The following is a 22,456-nucleotide window of genomic DNA, read 5'->3' as shown; positions in this document are numbered from 1 at the left end:
GAAATTACCGGTTTAAGACATCAACGGCTTGTTTATCACCATCAACGTCTTTAATAAAAAACGTCGCCACAATTGTTCGTCTGTGGGGATTAATTTTCTTTGCCTGTTTTTTCTGTAAAACCGTAGAAGCTCTGTACGCATATTTATTGTCTGCCTGATACTGAATATCAGGTGATGGCAAACACGTTTTTTCATCTAACTTAACAGGGTTTGCACTAAAATCGAGAGAGGCAATGTCTATCTGTTCTTTATAATCAAATATTCTTACATACAAAATATATTCATCATCAGATGCATCCGGCGCTTTGACACATAGTTTACCTGCATTAGTGCTCACACTGCCATTAACCATTCTTGGTCTGGGGTCATTCCCATGCCAGCATGCACTCAGCAGAAATATCAGGGGTATGATAGTAAATTTACGCATACTAAGTCTCTATAAAATGGAATTTGGCAGCACTGATCTGTAAATACTCTCTATAGTATTGGGATCTATTCGATTACTAATACGAACATAGCCATCCTGAATACCAGTAATAAGCCCGCTGATACCATACGTTTTCAGAATAAAATAATCAGCAACGATACTGGCCTGCTGTTCCATGCCGTAATCACTTAATTTTTTCTTACTATCAAGATAATAATTGTAGTCAGCAAGGCTACTAAATAACCCTCTTGTTCTGACCCACATCCCGTTCTGATGCTGCCAGACATGCGTAAGCTCATGCATAAAGAGATGTTTATATTCAGCAAAATCCTCTGAAAAATCGTGCCTGTAAAGTAATTTTCTGAAATAAATATCCCCATTCGGCGCCATGGCTACATTGTCTGACTGCATGCCGAATGGCAGATAACTATCACAATGAACCCAGACATTATAGGACATTGAATTACCAAATATGGTTTTAGCCATTGCCATTTCACCGAGCGTTATTTGTCTCAGCATCGGTTCTTTTATTTCTTTCTTTTTATTTTCCTGCGTAATAATACCCATGCAAACTCCCTTTATATATTACCGGACACCCCTCACATATAGCCCGGATTACGCATTAACTCCATAATTTATTCTGCTGTACCGCTGATAGTCTGTTTATTAAGAATAATAACCAGCCGGATTCCGGATTATACCGTTCCGGATTACGCTATATTCATCCGGAACAGTATCATTGCTGACGTATAACTTAGATCCCGCCTTCCGGCTTATTCAGAATATGGTCTTCCCAGTTCTGTACCACACTTTCGGTGACGGCGGTATGGCGGACGGTAATCCCTTTCTGGTGCATCAGGGATTTGGATCCGCTGATTAGCGGGTGCCAGGGTAATAACGGTTTGCCTTCCATAACCAGGCGGTAAGCACAGGTCATCGGCAGCCAGGCGTCAAATGTCGGCAGGTTTTCCCGCGTCAGTTTGATACAGTCCGGTTCATAGCGGAAACGGTCTTCATAATGACGGCACTGACAGCTTTTTATATCCAGCTGATTGCAGGCCACATCGGTGAAATAGATTTCATCGGTGTCTGCATCCATCAGTTTCTGCAAACAGCATTGCCCGCAGCCATCACACAGTGATTCCCACTCTTCATCACTCATTTCATCGAGGGTTTTCACCGTCCAGAATGGTTGAGACATGTTCTTTTTCCTTTTACTTCGTGGCTGACCCGTTTCAGATAATCCGTGTGGTCAGCATATGATCATTTACCGAGATTTTCAGCATATCGCCCGATACCAGCGGCCCGACCCCTTCCGGTGTGCCGGTCAGGATAATATCCCCCGGACGCAGCGTGAAATAGCGGGACATATAGCTAATCAGTGGTATCACCGGCGTCAGCATTTCGCGGGTGTTTCCCTGCTGGCGCAGTTCATTATTAACGGTCAGGCTCAGGGTGACATTCTGCGGATCCGGGAATTCATTGACCGGAATAAACCCGGATACCGGCGCAGAGCCGTCAAATGCCTTACTTTTTTCCCACGGCTGCCCCGCCGCCTTTAATTTCATCTGCACATCGCGCAGTGTTAAATCCAGTGCGACACCAAACCCGGCAATCGCCCGGGCGCAGCGGTCTTCACTGGCCTGTTTCAGCGGAGCGCCGATAAGCACCGCCAGTTCGGTTTCGTGATGCACTTCGCCGAACTCTTTCGGAATGGCGACCGGCTGGCGCAGATCGCACAGTGCCGTTTCAGGTTTAATAAAAAGAAGGGGTTCTGCGGATGCCTGTGATTTCATCTCCGCAACATGCTTTGCATAATTCAGCCCCACACATACCACTTTCCCGACCGGAAAATCGAGGAGAGCGCCCTGCCAGTCACGATGCTGATACATAGTCTTACCCCTTTACTTTATTATTCTGATGACATCAGCGGATTTCCGCACCGACATTATCCGCCATCAGTGAAACACTGAGTGCGAAGAAATACGAGCGGTTCCAGTGCATGATGGTGATAAAGTTCTGTGTGACCAGATACACCCGCGCCTGCTTATCTTCCGGGACGACTAACCACATCGGGGTCGATTCCGGCAGATTGGCCTGTGCCGGGAGTGTCACCCCCAGCGCTTTCCACTGTGCCAGTGTTTTGCTCTGGTTTTTCTTTGTTCCCTCAATGCTGCGGTCAAAGCCTGCGGGAACAGAGACTTCATATCCCCACGGCAGCGCTTTTACCCAACCTTCTGTGGCCAGATAATTGGCGGTGGAGGCAAATACATCCGCTTTGTTATTCCAGATATCCACCACACCGTCACCGTCACCATCCACGGCATAGGTCAGATAACTGGTCGGCATAAACTGGTTTTGCCCCATGGCACCGGCCCAGGAGCCTTTCAGCTGCTGATCTGCCGGGATATGGCCCTGGTCGATAATCTGTAACGCGGCGATAAACTGCTTAACAAACATCTCTTCACGGCGGCCTTCATACGCCAGGGTTGCCAGAGCAGAAATGACATCCTCTTTGCCCTGATAACGGCCAAAACCGCTTTCCAGCCCCCACAGAGAGACAATATACTCCTCCGGCACACCGTAACGCTGACTGATACCGGCCAGCAGCGCCGCATTGGCATCATGCTGTTTTACTGCAGCACTGACTGCGCCTTTGGTCACGCGGCGGGAGAGATAATCATCCAGCGTGACTTTTTTCTCCGGCTGGTTTTTATCAGACGTTATAACACGTTCGATAAAATGAAAATTCTCAAAAGCGCGGGTCAGTGTGGATTCTTTAATACCCTCCTGACGCGCCATCGCTTTCAGTTGTTCAGCATAGGCCGGAAATTGTTCTGCTGTCCGTGAGTCAGCCGGAAATTCCCGCTGTAAATCCGCCACTGACAACCGTACTGCGGCGGTCTGCTGTGCTGCCGGGGTATCTGCCAGTAATTTTGCCGGTAATACCGGCGTCTGAGATGCACTGCATGCCGTCAGCGAGGCCGTAATAATCACGGCGCTTAATAATGTCAGGCGCATAGCGATATCCTTTCTGGTTATTTCGCGGGGATTATTATTAGGATTTATCCTGAATGTTCAGTGTATCCCGGTATTCTGATAACAGATCTTCCACCGGTGGCGGGAACTGCAGATAATAACCGGCAGCCGTCAGTTCCTGTTTCACTTTTTCAATATCCGCATTGGCCAGTTTATCGCGGTTTGCAAGGTTAATCAGCATGCTGAAGACGGGCTTGCCGAAACTTTTCAGCAATTCCTCCGGGACACGGGAAAAATCATCTTTCTTTTCGATGAACAAATAGGTTTGATCGCGGTTCGGACTTCTGTAAATTGCACACAACATTGGAATTATCCCGTTTAAATCAAATCGTGACTTGCCAGTAAATGGCACTAACTATAACATGCTATTGTTTTTGATAATATCGTTACCCGGCATTGCGTCGCAGCAATGCACATTTTATATATGGCTGAATAGCGGGCCGCTAATTACACTGAGTCGGACAGATGTCACCATCGCCAATTGACCTTAAAGGCAGTAACTTCACACTTTCGGTTCTTCATCTGAATAATGAGGATCCTCAGATTATTGAACAGGCTGTGCGCGAAAAAGTCAGCCAGGCGCCTGCCTTTTTCCGGAATGCCCCTGTTGTGCTGAATGTCAGCCAGATTTCAGCCGGTGCGAACCTGAAAATTATCTGTCGTGCCGTGACCGATGCCGGTTTGCGGATTGTCGGGGTCAGTGGCTGTCAGGATGAGAAAATGCGCAAAGCAGCCACCCGTAACGGGCTTCCGCTGCTCAATGAAGGCAAAAGTGCCCGCACTGCTGAACCGGATATACCGGAGCCTGAAGCACCGTCAGTGTCTTCCCCTGCCGCCGCAGACTCCCCCTGCCGGAAAACCCGGCTGATTAATGTGCCTGTCCGTTCCGGCCAGCGCATTTATGCCCCGAACAGTGACCTTATCGTGACCGCCAATGTCAGTGCGGGCGCAGAACTCATTGCGGACGGTAATATTCATATTTACGGGCTGATGCGCGGACGTGTGTTAGCCGGTGCGGCAGGTGATACGGAAAGCGGGATTTTTTGCACCCACCTGCATGCGGAACTGGTTTCTATCGCCGGGCAATACTGGCTGAGTGAGCAAATCCCGGGCGAATTCGCCGGGAAAGCGGCCAAACTCAGTCTGGTTAATAATGAACTCACTATCAACAATCTCATATAGACCTTTAACAAGGAATAATTCCATGGCACGCATTTTAGTTGTTACTTCAGGTAAAGGTGGCGTAGGCAAAACCACTTCCAGCGCGGCCATAGCGACCGGCCTTGCCCAGAAAGGAAAGAAAACCGTAGTGATCGATTTTGATATCGGTCTGCGTAACCTTGACTTAATCATGGGGTGTGAGCGTCGCGTCGTGTATGACTTCGTGAACGTTATTCAGGGCGATGCCACATTGAATCAGGCGCTTATCAAAGATAAGCGGACTGATAATTTATTTATTCTGCCGGCATCACAGACCCGCGATAAAGATGCACTGACCCGCGAAGGCGTGGAGAAAGTGCTGAATGAATTAGGTGAAATGGACTTTGATTTTATCATCTGTGACTCCCCTGCAGGGATTGAGAGCGGCGCACTGATGGCGCTCTATTTTGCTGATGAAGCCATTATTACCACCAACCCTGAAGTTTCATCTGTCCGCGACTCTGACCGTATTCTCGGGATCCTGTCCTCCAAATCCCGCCGTGCGGAACAGGGGCTGGAGCCGATTACAGAGCATCTGCTGCTTACCCGTTACAACCCGGGCCGTGTCAGCCGCGGTGATATGCTGAGTATGGAAGATGTGCTGGAAATCCTGTGCATCCCGCTTATCGGTGTGATTCCGGAGGATCAGTCTGTTCTGCGTTCATCCAACCAGGGTGAGCCGGTGATTCTGGATCAGGAATCAGATGCAGGTAAAGCTTATGACGATACTGTCGCCCGTATTCTGGGTGAAGATCGTCCTTTCCGTTTCATTGAGGAAGAGAAAAAAGGTTTCTTAAAACGCTTATTCGGGGGGTAAACCATGGCGCTGTTAGACTTCTTCCTGTCGAGAAAAAAACCGACAGCTAATATTGCAAAAGAACGTTTGCAAATCATTGTTGCAGAGCGTCGCCGCGGTGAATCTGAACCGAATTACCTTCCGGATCTGAAACGCGATTTACTGGCCGTTATCTGTAAGTATGTTCAGGTCGATCCGGAAATGCTGTCTGTCCAGTTTGAGCAGAAAGGTGATGATATCTCTGTTCTTGAACTGAACGTTACGCTGCCTGAAGGCGATGAGGGTACGAAAAAAGACGAGACGGTAAAATAGTACCGTTACTGTCACTGATAACACGGCGGGTTACCCCGCCGTATTTTTTTATGTTTATTCCCCGGAGACAGCACCTGCCTCAATACCGGCAACCACCTCTGCCAGTGCAGTTTCCAGCAACGGCTTGCGCCAGCCGCTCAGCAGTTCCGGCTCTTCGGGTGTATTTTTGAATCCCCACACTTTATTCAGATACTGGTTAATCTGACGGCGTGATGCCAGCAGTTCCGGACTGAATTGTTCCGCTTCACTCAGCTCAGTAATGCGTGCTTTTATCGCCTTAAAGGTTTTGCGGTATAACGGATGATCGGACACATTTTCTACCGGTGCCGGATAGTCAGCGTTATCCTGCGCACGACTTTCTTCCGTTAACGCCAGCAGGCGTCTGCCGTGACAACGGATTTCCTGCCCGGTCAGCCCCAGTCCGTCCAGCTCACCCAGTGACGTTGGCATATAGCGCGCCACTTTCCACAGGTGTTCTTCGCGCACCACAAAATTGACAGCCATATCACGCTGACGCGCCTGTTCCAGCCGCCATTGCGCCAGTTTCTGTAAACAGGCCAGTTGCTGCGGACGCAGTTGCGCGGCACCGCTGAAATCGCGGTAGGCTTCCGCCGGGTCGGTCTGGGTAATACGGCGCTGCGCCATCATGGCACACTCTTCTTCCGCTGACGCCAGGTAACCGGCATCACGGACTTTTTCAGTCAGCTTTTCCGCCAGCGGCAGCAGGTAATACACATCCGCCGCTGCATATTCACACTGTTTTTCTGTCAGCGGACGTGCCAGCCAGTCAGTCCGGGATTCACTTTTATCCAGGGTAACGCCGAGATAGGTTTCCACCAGCGTGGCAAACCCGCAGGAGAGCGGATGCCCGGTAAAAGCAGCCAGTACCTGGGTATCCACCAGCGGCTGCGGCACACATCCCATGCTGTTGAAAAAGACTTCGATATCTTCACTGCCCGCATGAAGATATTTGATCATCTCCGGCGCAGTCAGTAAGGTTTTCAGCGGTGTCCAGTCAGTGATCCCCAGCGGATCGACCAGTGCGAGATGCTCCCCGTCATAAAGCTGAACCAGACCGAGATGCGGATAATAGGTCCGGATCCGGACAAATTCAGTGTCCAGAGCAAGATAAGGTTTGCCGGTAACCTGTTCACAATAGGCGGCAAGATGTGTATCGCTGGTAATCAACTGATAATTCAAAACAACTTCTCTTAGTCTTTAACGACGTGGTTAAGTGATGTGATACAGAATAATTCAATAGATCAGGGTATTTCAATCAATAGTCATAACAGAACAGATAAACGCCGGTTTTTACCGGCGTTATTATTCTGCGGCCTGATACGGTGTCATGCAACCGGCTGAACATCCGTTTTGTGCTTTTCCTCTTCGCGCAGTTCGCGGCGCAGAATTTTACCGACATTCGATTTCGGTAATTCATCACGAAACTCAATGATTTTCGGGACTTTATAACCGGTCAGATAACGGCGGCAATGCAGACGCAAATCATCTTCCGTCAGTGACTGATCCTTGCGGACGACAAAAATTTTCACTGCTTCACCGGAACTGTCACTTTCCACACCGATAGCCGCACACTCCAGCACTGCCGGATGCAGCATGACCGCATCCTCAACTTCATTCGGGTAAACATTGAAACCGGACACCAGAATCATGTCTTTCTTACGATCAACAATATGCAGGAAACCGCTATCATCAAACTGCGCGATATCCCCGGTAGCAACCCAGCCATCTTTCAGCACTTCGGCAGTGGCATCCGGGCGGTTCCAGTAGCCTTTCATCACCTGCGGACCACGAACCCACATTTCCCCCGGCTGACCGTCCGGCACCTCAGCGCCGTCATCATCCAGCAGACGGATCTCCGTGGACGGTACCGGAAAACCAATACTTCCGCTGTAGCTTTTCAGGTTATGCGGGTTACCGGCGACCAGCGGTGAGCATTCGGTCAGTCCGTAGCCTTCCAGCAGGTGTTTTCCGGTCAGTTTTTCCCAGTTTTCCGCCACCGCTTTCTGCACCGGCATACCGCCGCCGACAGAAAGATTCAGGGTGGAGAAATCAAGTTTGTGAAATTCCGGATTGTTGATCCAGGCATTAAACAGGGTGTTTACCCCGGTAATGGCCGTGAACGGGTATTTGCCCAGTTCTTTAATCGTCCCGCTGACATCACGCGGGTTAGTGATAAGCAGATTACGACCGCCGATTTCAATAAACAGCAGGCAATTCACCGTCAGGGCAAATACATGATACAGCGGCAGTGCAGTGACAATCAGCTCTTTGCCGACCTTCAGCTCCGGAATATAGGCTGCGCGCGCCTGCTCGAGGTTTGCCAGCATATTACGGTGAGTCAGCATCGCGCCTTTGGCCACCCCGGTGGTACCGCCGGTATATTGCAGAAATGCCAGGTCTTCGCGGTGAATTTCCGGTTTGACATACTGCATGCGGTAACCCTGATGGATAGCACGGCGGAATGAAATCGCGTCCGGCAGGTTATATTTCGGCACCAGACGCTTGATGTATTTGACCACAAAATCCACCAGCGTCGCTTTCGGACGGGAAAGCTGATCCCCCATACGGGTCAGGATCACATGGCGGATTGGTGTGTTATAAACGATTTTTTCGAGGGTGTGTGCAAAATTGGAAACAATCACAATCGCGGCACAGCCGCTGTCATTTAACTGATGTTCTAACTCTCTTGGTGTATAGAGGGGATTGACATTCACCACCACCATCCCTGCCCGTAAAATCCCGAACAGCGCTATCGGATATTGCAGTAAATTCGGCATCATCAGCGCGATGCGATCCCCTTTTTTCAGCCCCAGCCCGTTTTGCAGGTAAGCGGCAAATGCACGGCTTCGCTCTTCCAGTTTCCGGTAGGTCATCACCTCGCCCATATTGATAAAGGCAGGCTGGTCCGCAAAGCGCGATACCGCATTCTCCAGCATCTCTGCCATTGAGGCATAGGTGTCAGGATTGATATCTGCCGGGACATCTTCCGGATAGTGTTTAAGCCAGACTCTTTCCAAGGTTTTACTCCTGATTATTGCTGCTCATCTCATGACCCGCCGGCATTAACAAATTATTTACATAAACAAAGTATTTACATAAAACGGCGTTTTCGGATAATTTTTCTGTTTCAGGTTGAGAGTCACATCACTAATTTATTTTATAACGCCAGATAATAATCGAGGCGGCAAATGCCGCCTCTTAATTTATTCACTGTAATACGCTGAGGATAATCATTCCTGCTTATCGTCGCGGGCGGGATTATACACTCAAATTCGCATCTATGCTGAACTTTAAGGTTACTATACCCGCCAATCCGCGCGATTAAGGGACTAAATAATCCTGCACCACTGCCGGTCCCGGCGGATAGTACCAGCCGCCGCCATAGTAGCCGCCGCCGTAATACCCGTTATGCCAGCGCCACGGATCCGGCCCGTACACCGGCGGCGGCATAATCACCTGCCGTGCCTGGTGCCAGCGCTGGAAGCCGGTGACATCAATGACCGGGAAAGTATAAGGAACATCACCAATCTTACCGGCTTGCGTGCCGTTCATCAGCCCGATGACCGTGACATACTGGTCACGGAAGTTATCCGGCTCCATAAAGCTGTTGATCCGGGCATACATCCGGCCGGTGATAGTTGAACCGAGGAATGGCGCACCGGTACTGTCAAGCGGCATCACTGCGATTTCCAGCTGTGTCATATCGGGCTGATTCTGCACGCTGAGCACCCGCCCGCCGAAACGCGCCTCCATTCCTTTATAGGCCTGCGGCGCTTTCTGAACGGCCTGAAAATCCGTCAGCATCGTGGTGCCGCTGCCTTTAATAGACTCCGGGATTGTGGCGCAGCCGGTCAGCGCCAGAGATATAATCACAACACCATACTTCAGACTGCTCCGTATGCGATTCATCATGATATGAGCTCCTGTGACGGATAGTATTCATTTATTGTGGCTGATGATTGCCGGTTCAACAATTGACGCAGGCTATTTTTTTACGTTATTCCCGGCCGGGTAATTTCTTCCAGGTCACTTCGTTGCGCAGATACACCGGCTCCGCCGATTCAGGGGCAGACGTTTCCCCGTGGCGCAGTGCATTCAGTGCAGGCGGCAGCATATCCTGTGCATGCGGCAGCGTAATTTCTGTCATTTGTGTGCTGAGGGGCAGCGTTTCCTGCATCTGCGGATATGCGGCCCAGCCGGTACCGGCCAGTCCCCATTCGCCGGTGAGTGCGGCACAGCGCGTGACAAAATCTGCCGGTTTCAGCACCGCTTCCGCCAGTTCCTGCCGGAAGATGCCCTGCTCATCACGGACATACGCTGCGCAGTACACTTCATCCATCCGGGCATCAATGGCAACCAGCACACGGGAAAGCCCGGTGGTACGGAAAACCCCTTCCGCCATGGTTTCCAGTGATGAAACACCGATCATCGGCAGTTCAGCGCCCAGCGCCAGGCCCTGCGCGATCCCGACACCAATCCGCACACCGGTAAAGCTGCCCGGCCCCTGACCAAAGGCCAGCGCATCAAGATCACGAAGAGTGAGATTCTGCTGTGCCAGCACCGCCTGCACCATCGGCAGAATGCGCTGTGTGTGTTCGCGGGGGGTGACGGCAAAATCGGCGGTGACCTCACCATTGTTGTAAAGTGCAACAGAACAGGCTTCTGTTGCTGTATCTAAGGCTAAAATTCGGCTGGACATGCCATAACTCCGGCAAATAAATAAGGTTTATGGTAACAAAAAAATCATAGTAACAGTGACTTTTATTGCGAAACTGATTCAGTGTTATTCCGCTGTACGTCGCTGTGACTGCCGAGCTGCCAGAAATTCCGCGGCTTTGGTCAGTGAACGGGTCCGTGGTGACGGCGGCAGACTTTTCAGGAAGATTTCCCCGTAAGGCCGCATGACAATCCGGTTATCGCAAATCACAATCACGCCGTAATCCTCCGTATCACGGATAAGCCGCCCGACCCCCTGTTTAAGGCTGATCACCGCATCCGGGATCTGGACATCACGGAACGGATCGCCACCGCGCACCTGGCAATCTTCCATGCGGGCTTTCAGCAGCGGGTCATCCGGTGCGGTAAACGGCAGTTTGTCGATGATGACACAGGTCAGTGCATCACCGCGCACATCCACCCCTTCCCAGAAACTGGCGGTAGCCACCAGCAAGGCATTACCGGAGGAGATAAAATCACGGAGCAGCTGTGTTTTACTGGTTTCCCCCTGCACCAGTACCGGCAGTGTCAGTGACTGGCGGAATTCGGCGGCAAGATCGCGCATCATCTGGTGTGAGGTGCATAAAAAGAAACAGCGGCCACGGTTATGGTTGATCAGCGGGCGCAGTTGTTCCGCCAGCTGTTTTGCCGCACCGTACTGATTCGGGGACGGCAGAAAACGCGGCACACAGAGCAGCGTCTGTTCCTGATAATTAAACGGACTCGGCAGGATCAGGGTTTCGGCGTTATCCAGCCCGAGGCGGCGGGTAAAATGGTGCAGATCATCATTCACCGACAGTGTCGCGGATGTAAACACCCACGCCATTTTCTGATTACTCATCATTTCGCGGAATTTATCTTCCACGGTCAGTGGTGTCAGTGCCAGCAGGAAATGACGGCCATAGCTTTCAAACCAGTAACTGTAACCGGGGATGGAAACGTCTTTCAGCCGTTTGAGACGATTACGGTACAGGGTCGCCCGTTCAAACGCCGCATCCAGCATGGCAGAGCGGCCGAGAGAGAGTTTCATCACGTCATAACAAAGTTCCAGCGCATCATCGAGCAATGTGAGTGCCCGCTGAAACTGGGGTTGTGCCAGCAATTCGCGCAGATTCCCGCGAAAACCGGTATCACCGAGTGCCAGCCGGAAATCCTGCACACTCATGGTCAGGCGATCCGCACATTTCTGTAACTGCGCCTGGTCGCGCAGCTCGCTGCGGTAAGCTAATGTGATATCGCGGGTGAGATCAAATAACTGACGGCTGCTGAGCTGCTGACCGAAATACTGACTGGCAATATCCGGGATCTGATGCGCCTCATCGAAAATAATCACATCCGCCTCGGGGATAAGCTCCCCGAAACCGGTGTCTTTCACCACGCGATCCGCCATAAACAGATGATGGTTAACCACCACCACATCCGCTTCCAGTGCCTTGCGCCGGGCTTTCAGTACAAAACAGTCTTTATACTGCGGACAGTCGCTGCCGAGGCAGTTATCGTTGGTACTGGTGATCAGCGGCCAGACCGGGCTGTCTTCCGGAATATCGTGACAGGTAGTGATATCCCCCAGCTCCGTCGCCGTCGCCCAGCGCCGTGCCGCCACTATCTGCGTGAGGGTTTCCGGCTCCATATTAATATCGCCGAGGGTCTGCTGCTCCAGCCGTTCCAGACAGAGATAGTTCGAGCGCCCTTTGAGCAGCGCCACCCTGCCGTCATAATCCAGTGCCTGAATAATGGTGGGGAGATCGCGGTTATAGAGCTGATCCTGCAACGCTTTCGAGCCGGTGGAAATAATGGTTTTCTTTCCGGCACGCAGCGCGGGCACCAGATAGGCAAAGGTTTTGCCGGTCCCGGTCCCGGCTTCCGCCACCAGTTGTCCCTGCGTTTCAATTATCCGGCTGATCGCCGCCGACATGGTGACCTGGGCTTCCCTCGGCTGAAAACCGGGAATGACACGGGCTAAGCGGCCGTTTTTTGCAAAATCGTCTGACACGCGCGTTCTCTTCTGACAAAATAGGCGCTAATTATGCCAAGGGTTGAGCAATAGCACCACCTTGCCGTGTAAGAAACTGGATATATTTACAGGAGAGAGAATGACAATTCAGCGAATTGATCCGGAAGACCGCTGGTCTGAAGCGGTTGTACACAACAACACCGTTTATTACACCAGTGTTCCGGAAGATCTGAGCGGCGATATTACTGCCCAGACCACCAGTGCCCTGCACGCGATCGATAAAATTCTGGCCCGCGCCGGTTCAGATAAAAGCAAAATCCTCGATGCGACCATTTTTCTGGCAGACAAAGCTGATTTTGCCGGTATGAATACCGCCTGGGATGCATGGGTCGCGAAAGGCAGTGCCCCTGTGCGCTGCACCGTGGAAGCGGCACTGATGCACCCGGATTATAAAGTCGAAATCAAAGTGATCGCGGCTGTATAAGTGTTGAAAAAAGCACTGCCGGTCAGGTACTGAGCCGGTAACGGGCAAAGGAAACGAAAAGCATGCGAGCCATGGATGGCGAGCCTGAGCGTACAGGGACTGTATTCACAGCGACTTTTCGTTTTTGCCCGTTAACGGCACTCCCCGGGGCCTGATTATACCGCCGGTTATTTCAACCCCGGTGCCTTCCACATCGATGTTGTCAGGCCGGAATCCACCAGCGAAAGCTGATCCGCATACACCTTCTGCCAGTTCTGTTTGGCTTTATCATAAACCTCACGGTGCGCCGGATTTGGCTGATACTCATGCTGCCACTGCACCAGACGCTCACCCGCCGTCACCATATCATCATATAACCCGACACCCGCTCCGGCAGCGATCGCACACCCCAGTGCTGTGGCTTCTTTAACAACCGGCACCCGTACCGGCACCCCGGTAACATCCGCCAGGATCTGACTCCAGAGTTTGCCTTTCGAACCACCACCGGCGAATACCAGTGAATCCGCTTTCACACCACTGAATTTTGCAATCAGATCGAGGTTCAGGGAGGAAACAATCGCGGCGTTTTCCTCCAGTGCGCGGAACAGCGAGGCTTTGTTACTCTTTTCCGCATCAATCGAGAGGTTAATAAAGGAAGGCGCAGCGTGATACCAGGATTTAAACCGCATCACATCGGAGAAAATCGGCATAATACCGTGAGAGCCGGCAGGCACACGGGCCGCCATATCTTCCAGTAATGAGTAAGTGTCCACACCGAGGCGTTCGGCAATAATTTTTTCTTCCGCGCAAAATGCATCACGGAACCAGCGCATCGTCAGTCCGGTAAAGAAACTGATGGATTCTGCCTGTACCATCCCCGGGATGACATGCGGGTTAATGCGGGTATTCATATCCGGATCGGTGACCGGTGCAGGTAAATTCACCACCTGCTGCCAGAACGTCCCGCCGAGCACCGCAGTTTGTCCCGCTCTGACCACACCCAGCCCGAGGCAGCCCAACTGGACATCCCCGCCACCCATCACCACCGGCGTGCCTTCCGCCAGACCAGACTCTTTCGCGGCATTCGCTGTGATATAGCCCAGAACCGTACCGGTTTCTTTAACCGGAGAGAGAATGTCCGCCCGCAGCCCGGCCATTTCCAGCAGTCCCGGCCGCCAGTCACGGGTTTTCAGATCCAGCATCCCGGTGGTGCCGGCGTTGGAGGGATCGACGGCAAGCTCGCCGGTTAGTTTGCAGGCCAGCCAGTCGCTGATCATGGTGAGTGTGCCCGCCTGCCGGTAGATATCCGGCCGGTGATGTGCCAGCCACAACAGACGCGGCATGGCACCGAGGGCTAAGGTCTGACCGGAGCACTGATAAACATCATATTCAAAAGTATTATCGTACAGTTCTTTTAATTCACTGACTTCATGGCTTGAGCGCGCGTCCACGTTGGCGCAGGCCCAGATCGGTTCGCCGTTGCGATCATACAGTACAATGCCTTCACGCATCGAACAGGCCGCCACCCCGGCAATCGCCGAAGCAGGCAAACCGGCATTTTTCAGCGCCAGCGCAATACAGTGGCACGCCAGCTGCCAGTTCACCGGCAGATCAAACTCCATCGAGCCCGGTACATCCGGCAGCTCATTATGACGCCACTCCGCCTGTCCGACCGCCACCTGATTACCGTGAAGATCAAAAATAACAGCTCTGATACTGCCTGTTCCCGCATCCAGCGCCATCAGGTATTTTTCTGATGAGCCGCTGCCCGTAATCTGATTCATGTCGCCATCCTCACAAATTCAATTGGACTGATACCGTTACACCATGAAATACAGCGTGATTTTCGTCTGCGGGACAGTCAGTGCATCAGGTTAATAATGTCAGCATTACCCGCGCCGTCTGCTCGTCTGTCACCAGGGAGTTGATATAGCCCCCCAGCAGTGCCGCCACAATCACCTCGGCTTTTTCCTCACCGCCCGCCACTCCGACCACCGTCGGAATATTTTTCAGTTCTGCGGGGGTGATACCGATAAGTTCGCGGTGCATCTCCACGTCTTCTGTCAGTTCCCCTTCGCGCCCTATAAAGTAGCCGAGGATATCCCCGACCGCCCCGCGCCGTGCCAGCATCAGCTGTTCGCCGCTGCTGATATAGCCGGAACGCATAATGGTCGCGTCCTGTTTCTGATTCACCGCCCCCAGGCCGACCACCGCGATATCCGCTGCGCTGGCTGCCATCAGTACATCCTGCACGCTGCGTTCCTGACGGAATGTCGCGGCTACTGAGGCATTCGATGCCCGCAGTGGTGCCGGAATAATGCTGACCGGACAGTTGGCATCAAGCTGACCGATACCGGTCATGTACTGCCCGACGCCGCCGGACAGTGTCACCAGACGGATCTGCTGCGAAGAGACAAACCCGCTCAGATGCTGCAGTGTCGCCATTGCCGCTTCCCCGAACCCGACGGCCAGTAACTGACCGGGCGAAAGCTGTGACATCAGCAGATGTGCACCGGCTACGCCGAGACGGGTGTGGATCTCCGGGCCGTTCAGTGCCGGGAGAATGCGAATTTGTTTTAACGAAAATCTTTTTTTCAGAATATCTTCAAGTTCAAGACAGCCTTCAAACCGGGAGTTTATCTGCACCCGGATGACGCCGGACTGACGTCCTTTTTCGAGCAAACGCGAAACTTTCAGCCGTGTCAGACCGAGCAGATCCCCGATATCTCCCTGTGTGAGACCATCGTGGTAATAGAACCAGGCAATACGGGCCAATAACTCTTCTTCATTCATACTAAGTCCTGAGGCGTCATAGTCCATCGAAGAAACGGAGCTTACCGGGGCTGCTTTCGTGTTTTTTGAAACTGTTGTCATGTGAACTTTTGTTTTCCGTTTTTACAGATAAGCACCTTTTACAGAAATCTGCCAGAGGTGCGGGCCAAAATTTTGAACAAATTCTAACGCAGATCTGATTTTTTCACAAAATATGGCCGAAATATTGTCTTATTTGATTTTTATGGCTTACATTTATGAACAAATGTGTTTATAAATTATAAATGTTCATTTTATTGATGTTTTCTTAATCACATAACATCCGGCAGCAATACCCATAACACCAGAGGTGCCGTTATGTCAGAGAAGCAACACCCGATTCAGCCGCTGCTCACCGCCCGCGGAATAGCCAAACAGTTCTCCGGTGTGGTTGTCCTCAAACACATCGATTTCACACTGTTGCCGGGACAGGTTCATGCGCTGCTGGGCGGCAACGGCGCGGGAAAGTCCACGCTGATGAAAATTATTGCAGGGATTGAACAGCCGGACGCCGGCACCCTGATGCTGGAAGGTCAGGAGATATCGCACCTGACCCCGGCGAAAGCTCATCAGCTCGGACTGTATCTGGTTCCGCAGGAGCCGCTGCTGTTCCCTAATCTGTCTGTACAGGAAAACATTTTGTTCCGTCTGCCGAAACATCAGGCGGGCAAAGCCAAATTACAGCAGATGCTGACATCACTGCGCTGCAATTTTGATCTCAGTGCGCGGGCGGGCAGCCTGAATGTGGCGGATCAGCAGCTGGTGGAGATCATGCGCGGGCTGATGCGTGATTCCCGCATCCTTATTCTTGATGAACCGACAGCGTCCCTGACCCCCGCCGAAACCGAACGCCTGTTTGAGCGGGTGCGGGAATTACAGCAGCAGGGTGTCGGGATTGTTTTTATCTCTCATAAACTGCCGGAAATACATGCCATTGCCGATTATCTGAGTGTGATGCGTGACGGTAATATCGCACTGGCCGGTCCGGCAAAACAGTTTTCCACGGATGAAATTATTCAGGCCATCACACCTGAAGCGAAGAAAAAGCCGCTGTCAGAGACGCAGAAGCTCTGGCTGGATCTGTCCGCCACCCGTAACAGTCCGCAGGATGATACACCGGTGCTGGATGTCCGTAATGCGTGCGGCGAAGGATTCCGTAACATCAGTTTTGTTGTCAACCCGGGGGAAGTGGTCGGGCTGGCCGGCGTCGTCGGCGCCGGCCGGACCGAACTCGCAGAAACATTATACGGGCTGCGCCCGCTGATCGCCGGAGAGGTCTTCCTCAACGGTGACAATCTGCGCGGTGTCAGCAGTGAAAAACGCCTCATCCGGGGGCTGGTCTGTTTACCTGAAGACCGTCAGGCCTCCGGACTTTTTCTTGATGCCCCGCTCACCTGGAATATCGGTGCGCTGGTGCATAACCACCAGGGGCTGCTGGTCAACCGCTCGCGGGATGATGCATTGCTCGAGCGTTACCGCCGCGCCCTCAATATTAAATTCAGTGACGGACAACAGACGGTACGCACACTGTCCGGCGGTAATCAGCAAAAAATTCTGATTGCCAAATGCCTCGAAGCCAATCCGTCCCTGCTGATTATTGATGAACCGACACGCGGCGTGGATGTCGGTGCCCGTAATGACATTTATCAGCTGATACAAAGTATCGCGCAACAAAATGTGGCGATTTTACTGATCTCCTCTGACCTCGATGAAGTGGTGGCGCTGGCTGACCGCGTGCTGGTGATGCATCAGGGCGAGTTCTCCGGGGAATTGCAGCACAACGAGCTGAATACCGACACCATTATGCATATGGCGTTCGGCGAGCATCGTCCGCAGACAGAAACAGAAAGCAACCCGTTACAGGAAGCCGCATCATGCTGAAATATATCCAGAACAACCGTGAAGTAACGGCACTGCTTGCTATTCTCTGCCTGTTTGCCCTGCTCGGCGGTATGGAAACCCGTTACTTCAGTCTGCAAACCGTCACCATGATTTTCGGCAGTGCGCAAATCCAGATGCTGCTGGCCATCGGTGCCACCCTGGTGATGCTGACCCGCAATATTGATGTGTCTGTCGGCTCCACCACCGGGTTATGTGCAGTGATTGTCGGTATCGCGCTGAATGCGGGACTGCCGCTGACAGTGGCGATCCTGCTGACTGTCGCCGCCGGTCTGCTGGCCGGATTTTTCAACGGCATCCTGGTCACCTGGCTGCGGATCCCCGCCATTGTTGCCACCCTCGGTACGCTCGGGCTGTATCGCGGCATTATGCTGCTGCTCACCGGCGGGAAATGGATCGAAGGTTTACCGGCGGAACTGAAAGATCTGTCAAAACCGATCTTCCTCGGGCTGTCGCCAATCGGCTGGTTTATTATCCTGCTGATTATTCTGATGACCCTGTTCCTGTCCCGCACCACTGCCGGACGCGGTTTCTACGCCACCGGCGATAACTTACAGGGCGCACGTCAGTTAGGTGTGCCGGTTGATCGCACCCGCATCATTGCCTTCTCGGTAAACGGCATGATGGCGGCACTCGCCGGGATTGTTTTCGCCTCACAAATTGGTTTTATCCCGAATCAGACCGGTAACGGCCTGGAAATGAAAGCTATCGCCGCCTGTGTGCTGGGCGGGATCAGCCTGCTCGGCGGTACCGGCACCATTATCGGTGCGATCCTCGGTGCCTATTTTATGACTCAGATTGATAGTGTGCTGGTGCTGCTCAGACTGCCTGCCTGGTGGAATGACTTTATCGCCGGGTTTGTTTTACTCGCGGTTCTGGTCTTTGACGGCCGTCTGCGTGTGGCGCTGGAGAAAAACCTCCGCGCCCAGCGCTATGCCCGGTTCCTTAATCCTTCCGCACCGCAGGAGGCGAAAAAATGAGCATCACCAAACGTTACGGCTGGGAAATTGCCCTGGCGCTGCTGATTGTCCTCGAAATCCTGTTATTCGGTATGGGTAACCCGCGCCTGCTCGATGTCAATGTACTGCTGTTCAGTACCAGTGACTTTATCTGTATCGGCTTGGTGGCGCTGCCGCTGACCCTGGTGATTGTCAGCGGCGGGATGGATATCTCCTTCGGCTCCACCATCGGGCTGACCGCCATTGTACTCGGCATACTCAATCAGGCCGGTGTACCGATGATTGCCGCTATTCCGCTGACGCTGCTGACCGGCGCTCTGTGCGGTCTGATTAACGCGCTGCTGATTCTGTTTACCGGTGTTAACCCGCTGGTGATTACACTCGGCACCATGTATCTGTTCGGCGGCTGCGCCCTGCTGCTCTCCGGATTATCCGGTGCAACCGGCTTTGAGGGGATCGGCGGCTTCCCGGCGGCCTTCACTGATTTTGCTAACCTTGATTTACTCGGCATTCCGCTGCCGCTGATCATTTTTGTCCTGTGCGTGCTGGTGTTCTGGTTTTATCTGCACCGCACCCATCCGGGCCGTAATGTCTTTTTAATCGGACAGAATGCCCGTGTCGCCCGTTACAGTGCTTTCCCGGTGACACGCACTATCTGTCTGCTGTATGCGATGGTCGGCGTCAGTGCCGCACTCGCCTCTGTCATTTTAGTGTCCTATTTCGGCTCTGCCCGTGCGGATCTCGGTGCGTCCTTCCTGATGCCTGCGATCACCGCTGTTGTTCTGGGTGGCGCCAATATTTACGGCGGTTCCGGCTCTGTATTAGGCACCGCGCTGGCTGTGTTGCTGATCGGCTTTTTACAGCAGGGATTGCAGATGATCGGCGTACCGAATCAGGTCTCCAGTGCACTCTCGGGTGCGCTGCTTATTGTTGCCGTTGTTGGTCGTTCCGTTTCTTTACACCGACATCACATCCTTGGCTGGTGGGCGCGTAAACGCAACAGGCAATTCGTATCAGAGTAAAACACGTTTGTTATCACAGATTTGACGAAATGGAGAAAACCATGAAACCCATCATGAAAAAACTGGCGCTCGCCACTGCATTAAGTCTCGCATGTGTTTCCTGGGCGAATGCAGCAGAAAAAGTCGCCTTTATTCCTAAACTTGTCGGTGTCGGCTTCTTTACCAGCGGCGGCCAGGGTGCTGTGGACGCCGGGAAAAAACTCGGTATCGATGTCACCTACGACGGCCCGACCGAGCCGAGTGTGTCCGGTCAGGTACAGCTGATCAACAACTTCGTTAACCGCGGTTATGACGCGATTATTGTTTCTGCCGTTTCGCCGGACGGGTTATGTCCGTCCCTGAAACGCGCCATGCAGCGCGGTGTGAAAGTCCTGACCTGGGATTCCGACACCAACCCGGAATGCCGCTCCATTTATATCGACCAGGGCACCCCGAAACAGCTCGGCGGTATCCTGGTGGATATGGCAGCGGATCAGGTGAAAAAAGAGAAAGCCAAAGTCGCTTTCTTCTATTCCAGCCCGACCGTAACCGACCAGAATCAGTGGGTCAAAGAAGCGAAAGCGAAAATCGAAGCCGAGCATCCGGGCTGGGAAGTGGTTACCACCCAGTATGGTTATAACGATGCCACCAAATCCTTACAGACTGCCGAAGGTATTCTTAATGCCTGGAGTGATCTGGATGTGATTATCGCACCGGATGCCAACGCCCTGCCTGCGGCGGCTCAGGCCAAAGAAAACCTGAAACGCAACGATGTGGCGGTTGTCGGGTTCAGTACCCCGAACGTGATGCGCCCGTATGTGGAGCGCGGCACCGTTAATCAGTTCGCGTTATGGGATGTGGTCAAACAAGGCGAGATTTCTGTCGCCGTGGCTGATGCACTGATGAAAAAAGGTGAGCTGAATGTCGGCGATAAGATCACCGTCGCCGGTGTCGGTGAAGTTGAAGTCTCCCCGAACAGTGTTCAGGGCTATGACTACGAGGCAAAAGGCAACGGGATTGTGGTGCTGCCTGAGCGCGTGATCTTCACCAAAGAGAACATTAACAACTATGATTTCTGATGTAGTTGCTGATTTAACCAATGGCGCGGACACCCTCCGTGCCAGTTTAACCAGGGGAGAATTCCATGGCTGATTTAGATGATATCCGTGACGGCAAAGACTTCGGGCTTAATACGCCGCAAAAAAACACCCTTTATACCCTCAAAGGCTGCGGTTCGCTGGATTGGGGGATGCAATCGCGTCTGGCCCGTATTTTTAATCCGCAGGACAATAAAACGGTCATGCTGGCCTTTGACCACGGCTATTTCCAGGGGCCGACCACCGGCCTTGAGCGGATTGATATTAATATTGCCCCGCTCTTTGAACATACCGATGTTCTGATGTGTACGCGCGGGATCCTGCGCGCACAGGTGCCGGTCGCGACCAACAAACCGGTGGTTCTGCGGGCATCCGGCGCTAACTCCATCCTGACCGAACTCTCCAACGAAGCGGTCGCGGTGGCGATGGATGATGCAGTTCGCCTGAATGTGGCGGCGGTTGCGGCCCAGGTCTATATCGGCACCGAACATGAACACCAGTCCATCAAAAACATCATCAGTATGGTGGATGCGGGAATGCGTGTCGGTATGCCGGTAATGGCAGTGACCGGGGTGGGTAAAGATATGGCACGTGATCAGCGTTATTTCTCGCTCGCCAGCCGTATTGCCGCCGAAATGGGTGCCAATATCATCAAAACCTACTTTGTTGAAGAAGGTTTTGAGCGTATCACCGCCGGTTGTCCGGTGCCGATTGTTATTGCGGGCGGTAAAAAACTGCCGGAAAACGAAGCACTCGATATGTGTTTCCGCGCTATTGACCAGGGCGCATCCGGGGTGGATATGGGCCGGAATATCTTCCAGTCCGAAGACCCGGTTGCCATGATGAAAGCGATCCGTGCCGTTGTGCATGGCGGTGAAAGTGCTGCACAAGCTTATCAGCTGTTCCTGAGCGAAAAGAACAAGGGGTAAATTTTGAACGTAACATTAGTGGAAATTAATGTGAAACCCGGCAAAGTGGACGAGTTTATTGCCGTTTTCCGTGAAAATCATCTCGGGTCGGTAAAAGAGCCCGGTAACCTGCGTTTTGATGTATTACAGGATCCGGAAGTGGAAACCCGCTTTTATATTTATGAAGCCTATGCCGATGATGCGGCCGTGGCGGCACATAAGAAAACGCCGCACTATTTACAGTGTGTGGAAAAGCTGGAAGACCTGATGACCGGTCCGCGTAAGAAAACCGTCTTTATCGGGCTGATGCCGGAAGTGAAATAAGCGTACCGTCTTTATTCCGTTAAGTGACCGCATAACGGCGGTCACTTTTTCATTTCATACTAAAACCATCCCCGATTGAATAATCGATTGATAAAGGCAGATATAAAGCTTTTCCCTGAAAGAAAAAAAATCTGATGATGATAGGGTAAGGAAAATTCAGTACCTGGTTACGGATAAAGACCGAAGAATATGCAGCCACTTATTCCCGCCTTATCACCCCATATATCCCGGTGTCATTCAAACCCGGAAGACCCGGATATCTGGTTTGATGCCATCGACTACGTTGAAATGGAAGAGACCTGGTTTGAGGGAGCTGAAGCCTTTACCCCTTATAAAGACCATCATACCGATCCATCATTTTCTGCCGGAGACGCGGCGGATTCACGGGTTCCCTTCACGGAAGACTGCCGCCGGTGTGTGCAGCAGCTTGTCCGTACCCTGGGCGAATACGGGGAGAACAAAATACTTTCTGTCTGCCTTTCTGAAATACTTCCGGGAACGCCGGCCCCTGTCATTATCGCAGCAAACA

General features: G+C 52.3%; 23 protein-coding genes and 1 pseudogene. 11 read left to right on the top strand and 13 right to left on the bottom strand.

Going from position 1 to position 22,456, the window contains the following annotated elements; translation table 11 throughout:
• Nucleotides 1-4 precede the first annotated feature (4 nt).
• The 6 genes from ACF8OF_RS13405 to ACF8OF_RS13380 form a co-directional block, all read right to left on the bottom strand.
• Complete coding sequence (locus ACF8OF_RS13405) at nucleotides 5-427, bottom strand: putative T6SS immunity periplasmic lipoprotein (RefSeq protein WP_392496932.1); 423 nt, start codon at nucleotides 425-427, stop codon at nucleotides 5-7.
• A 9-nt stretch (nucleotides 428-436) separates the two neighbouring features.
• A complete protein-coding gene (locus ACF8OF_RS13400; RefSeq protein ID WP_392496931.1) occupies nucleotides 437-994 on the bottom strand; it encodes a type IV secretion protein Rhs in 558 nt (185 codons plus the stop codon).
• Nucleotides 995-1,181: 187 nt separating this feature from the next.
• The gene (locus ACF8OF_RS13395; protein WP_392496930.1) at nucleotides 1,182-1,628 is read right to left on the bottom strand and encodes a YcgN family cysteine cluster protein; all 447 of its coding nucleotides are present in this window, start codon (nucleotides 1,626-1,628) and stop codon (nucleotides 1,182-1,184) included.
• A gap of 34 nt (nucleotides 1,629-1,662) precedes the next feature.
• The gene (locus tag ACF8OF_RS13390) at nucleotides 1,663-2,319 is read right to left on the bottom strand and encodes a fumarylacetoacetate hydrolase family protein (RefSeq protein WP_072867894.1); all 657 of its coding nucleotides are present in this window, start codon (nucleotides 2,317-2,319) and stop codon (nucleotides 1,663-1,665) included.
• A 34-nt stretch (nucleotides 2,320-2,353) separates the two neighbouring features.
• Nucleotides 2,354-3,448, bottom strand: a complete 1,095-nt coding sequence (locus ACF8OF_RS13385; RefSeq protein ID WP_279800746.1) for a lytic murein transglycosylase — start codon at nucleotides 3,446-3,448, stop codon at nucleotides 2,354-2,356.
• Nucleotides 3,449-3,485: 37 nt separating this feature from the next.
• Nucleotides 3,486-3,770 (bottom strand): YcgL domain-containing protein, encoded by a 285-nt coding sequence (locus tag ACF8OF_RS13380; RefSeq protein ID WP_262859222.1) that lies wholly within the window; start codon nucleotides 3,768-3,770, stop codon nucleotides 3,486-3,488.
• Nucleotides 3,771-3,931: 161 nt separating this feature from the next.
• On the opposite strand from ACF8OF_RS13380, the gene minC reads away from it, so the two are divergent.
• From minC to minE, 3 genes are read left to right on the top strand one after another with little or no spacing between them, the layout of a single operon-like run.
• Nucleotides 3,932-4,648, top strand: coding sequence for a septum site-determining protein MinC (gene minC, locus ACF8OF_RS13375; RefSeq protein WP_262859223.1), 717 nt, complete (start codon nucleotides 3,932-3,934; stop codon nucleotides 4,646-4,648).
• A gap of 22 nt (nucleotides 4,649-4,670) precedes the next feature.
• Nucleotides 4,671-5,483 (top strand): septum site-determining protein MinD, encoded by an 813-nt coding sequence (gene minD / locus ACF8OF_RS13370; protein WP_262859224.1) that lies wholly within the window; start codon nucleotides 4,671-4,673, stop codon nucleotides 5,481-5,483.
• A gap of 3 nt (nucleotides 5,484-5,486) precedes the next feature.
• Entirely contained in the window at nucleotides 5,487-5,774 is a 288-nt protein-coding gene (gene minE / locus ACF8OF_RS13365; protein WP_024472998.1) for a cell division topological specificity factor MinE, read from the top strand.
• 54 nt (nucleotides 5,775-5,828) lie between these two features.
• On the opposite strand, the gene rnd is transcribed toward minE, so the two are convergent.
• The 5 genes from rnd to ACF8OF_RS13340 all read right to left on the bottom strand — a co-directional run bounded on the left by rnd (nucleotide 5,829) and on the right by ACF8OF_RS13340 (nucleotide 12,504).
• Nucleotides 5,829-6,974, bottom strand: coding sequence for a ribonuclease D (rnd, locus tag ACF8OF_RS13360; protein WP_392496929.1), 1,146 nt, complete (start codon nucleotides 6,972-6,974; stop codon nucleotides 5,829-5,831).
• Nucleotides 6,975-7,120: 146 nt separating this feature from the next.
• Nucleotides 7,121-8,812, bottom strand: a complete 1,692-nt coding sequence (gene fadD, locus ACF8OF_RS13355) for a long-chain-fatty-acid--CoA ligase FadD (RefSeq protein ID WP_262859226.1) — start codon at nucleotides 8,810-8,812, stop codon at nucleotides 7,121-7,123.
• 304 nt (nucleotides 8,813-9,116) lie between these two features.
• The gene (locus tag ACF8OF_RS13350) at nucleotides 9,117-9,707 is read right to left on the bottom strand and encodes a Slp family lipoprotein (protein ID WP_392496928.1); all 591 of its coding nucleotides are present in this window, start codon (nucleotides 9,705-9,707) and stop codon (nucleotides 9,117-9,119) included.
• Between the two features lie 85 nt (nucleotides 9,708-9,792).
• Entirely contained in the window at nucleotides 9,793-10,494 is a 702-nt protein-coding gene (gene tsaB / locus ACF8OF_RS13345; RefSeq protein ID WP_392496927.1) for a tRNA (adenosine(37)-N6)-threonylcarbamoyltransferase complex dimerization subunit type 1 TsaB, read from the bottom strand.
• An 84-nt stretch (nucleotides 10,495-10,578) separates the two neighbouring features.
• Complete coding sequence (locus tag ACF8OF_RS13340; RefSeq protein WP_392496926.1) at nucleotides 10,579-12,504, bottom strand: ATP-dependent DNA helicase; 1,926 nt, start codon at nucleotides 12,502-12,504, stop codon at nucleotides 10,579-10,581.
• 100 nt (nucleotides 12,505-12,604) lie between these two features.
• Here ACF8OF_RS13340 and ACF8OF_RS13335 point away from each other — a divergent pair, with 100 nt between their 5' ends.
• Nucleotides 12,605-12,949: a RidA family protein gene (locus ACF8OF_RS13335; protein WP_004237501.1), complete on the top strand. Its 345-nt coding sequence runs from the start codon at nucleotides 12,605-12,607 to the stop codon at nucleotides 12,947-12,949.
• 167 nt (nucleotides 12,950-13,116) lie between these two features.
• Here ACF8OF_RS13335 and lsrK read toward each other — a convergent pair whose 3' ends face one another.
• A complete protein-coding gene (gene lsrK / locus ACF8OF_RS13330; protein ID WP_004237500.1) occupies nucleotides 13,117-14,712 on the bottom strand; it encodes an autoinducer-2 kinase in 1,596 nt (531 codons plus the stop codon).
• A gap of 85 nt (nucleotides 14,713-14,797) precedes the next feature.
• Entirely contained in the window at nucleotides 14,798-15,748 is a 951-nt protein-coding gene (lsrR, locus tag ACF8OF_RS13325; RefSeq protein ID WP_186848317.1) for a transcriptional regulator LsrR, read from the bottom strand.
• A gap of 309 nt (nucleotides 15,749-16,057) precedes the next feature.
• Between lsrR and lsrA the strand changes: the two genes are divergently transcribed.
• From lsrA to ACF8OF_RS13290, 7 genes and pseudogenes are all read left to right on the top strand, one after another.
• Complete coding sequence (gene lsrA / locus ACF8OF_RS13320) at nucleotides 16,058-17,620, top strand: autoinducer 2 ABC transporter ATP-binding protein LsrA (protein WP_392496925.1); 1,563 nt, start codon at nucleotides 16,058-16,060, stop codon at nucleotides 17,618-17,620.
• A complete protein-coding gene (gene lsrC, locus ACF8OF_RS13315) occupies nucleotides 17,614-18,618 on the top strand; it encodes an autoinducer 2 ABC transporter permease LsrC (protein ID WP_392496924.1) in 1,005 nt (334 codons plus the stop codon). The genes lsrA and lsrC overlap by 7 nt, the downstream gene beginning before the upstream one ends.
• Nucleotides 18,615-19,619 (top strand): autoinducer 2 ABC transporter permease LsrD, encoded by a 1,005-nt coding sequence (gene lsrD, locus ACF8OF_RS13310; RefSeq protein ID WP_004237496.1) that lies wholly within the window; start codon nucleotides 18,615-18,617, stop codon nucleotides 19,617-19,619. The genes lsrC and lsrD overlap by 4 nt, the downstream gene beginning before the upstream one ends.
• A gap of 41 nt (nucleotides 19,620-19,660) precedes the next feature.
• Nucleotides 19,661-20,677: an autoinducer 2 ABC transporter substrate-binding protein LsrB gene (gene lsrB / locus ACF8OF_RS13305; protein WP_262861564.1), complete on the top strand. Its 1,017-nt coding sequence runs from the start codon at nucleotides 19,661-19,663 to the stop codon at nucleotides 20,675-20,677.
• A gap of 65 nt (nucleotides 20,678-20,742) precedes the next feature.
• Nucleotides 20,743-21,624: a 3-hydroxy-5-phosphonooxypentane-2,4-dione thiolase gene (gene lsrF, locus ACF8OF_RS13300; protein ID WP_025154211.1), complete on the top strand. Its 882-nt coding sequence runs from the start codon at nucleotides 20,743-20,745 to the stop codon at nucleotides 21,622-21,624.
• Nucleotides 21,625-21,627: 3 nt separating this feature from the next.
• Nucleotides 21,628-21,927, top strand: a complete 300-nt coding sequence (gene lsrG, locus ACF8OF_RS13295) for a (4S)-4-hydroxy-5-phosphonooxypentane-2,3-dione isomerase (protein WP_004239424.1) — start codon at nucleotides 21,628-21,630, stop codon at nucleotides 21,925-21,927.
• Between the two features lie 189 nt (nucleotides 21,928-22,116).
• A pseudogene (locus ACF8OF_RS13290) lies at nucleotides 22,117-22,456 on the top strand (hypothetical protein); the annotation flags it as partial.

The sequence above is a fragment of the Morganella sp. TYF_1 genome (assembly GCF_043105645.1).
Lineage (GTDB): Bacteria > Pseudomonadota > Gammaproteobacteria > Enterobacterales > Enterobacteriaceae > Morganella > Morganella morganii_B.
The sequence above is the reverse complement of the archived record's forward strand: the minus strand, read 5'-3'. Positions and strand labels throughout refer to the sequence as shown.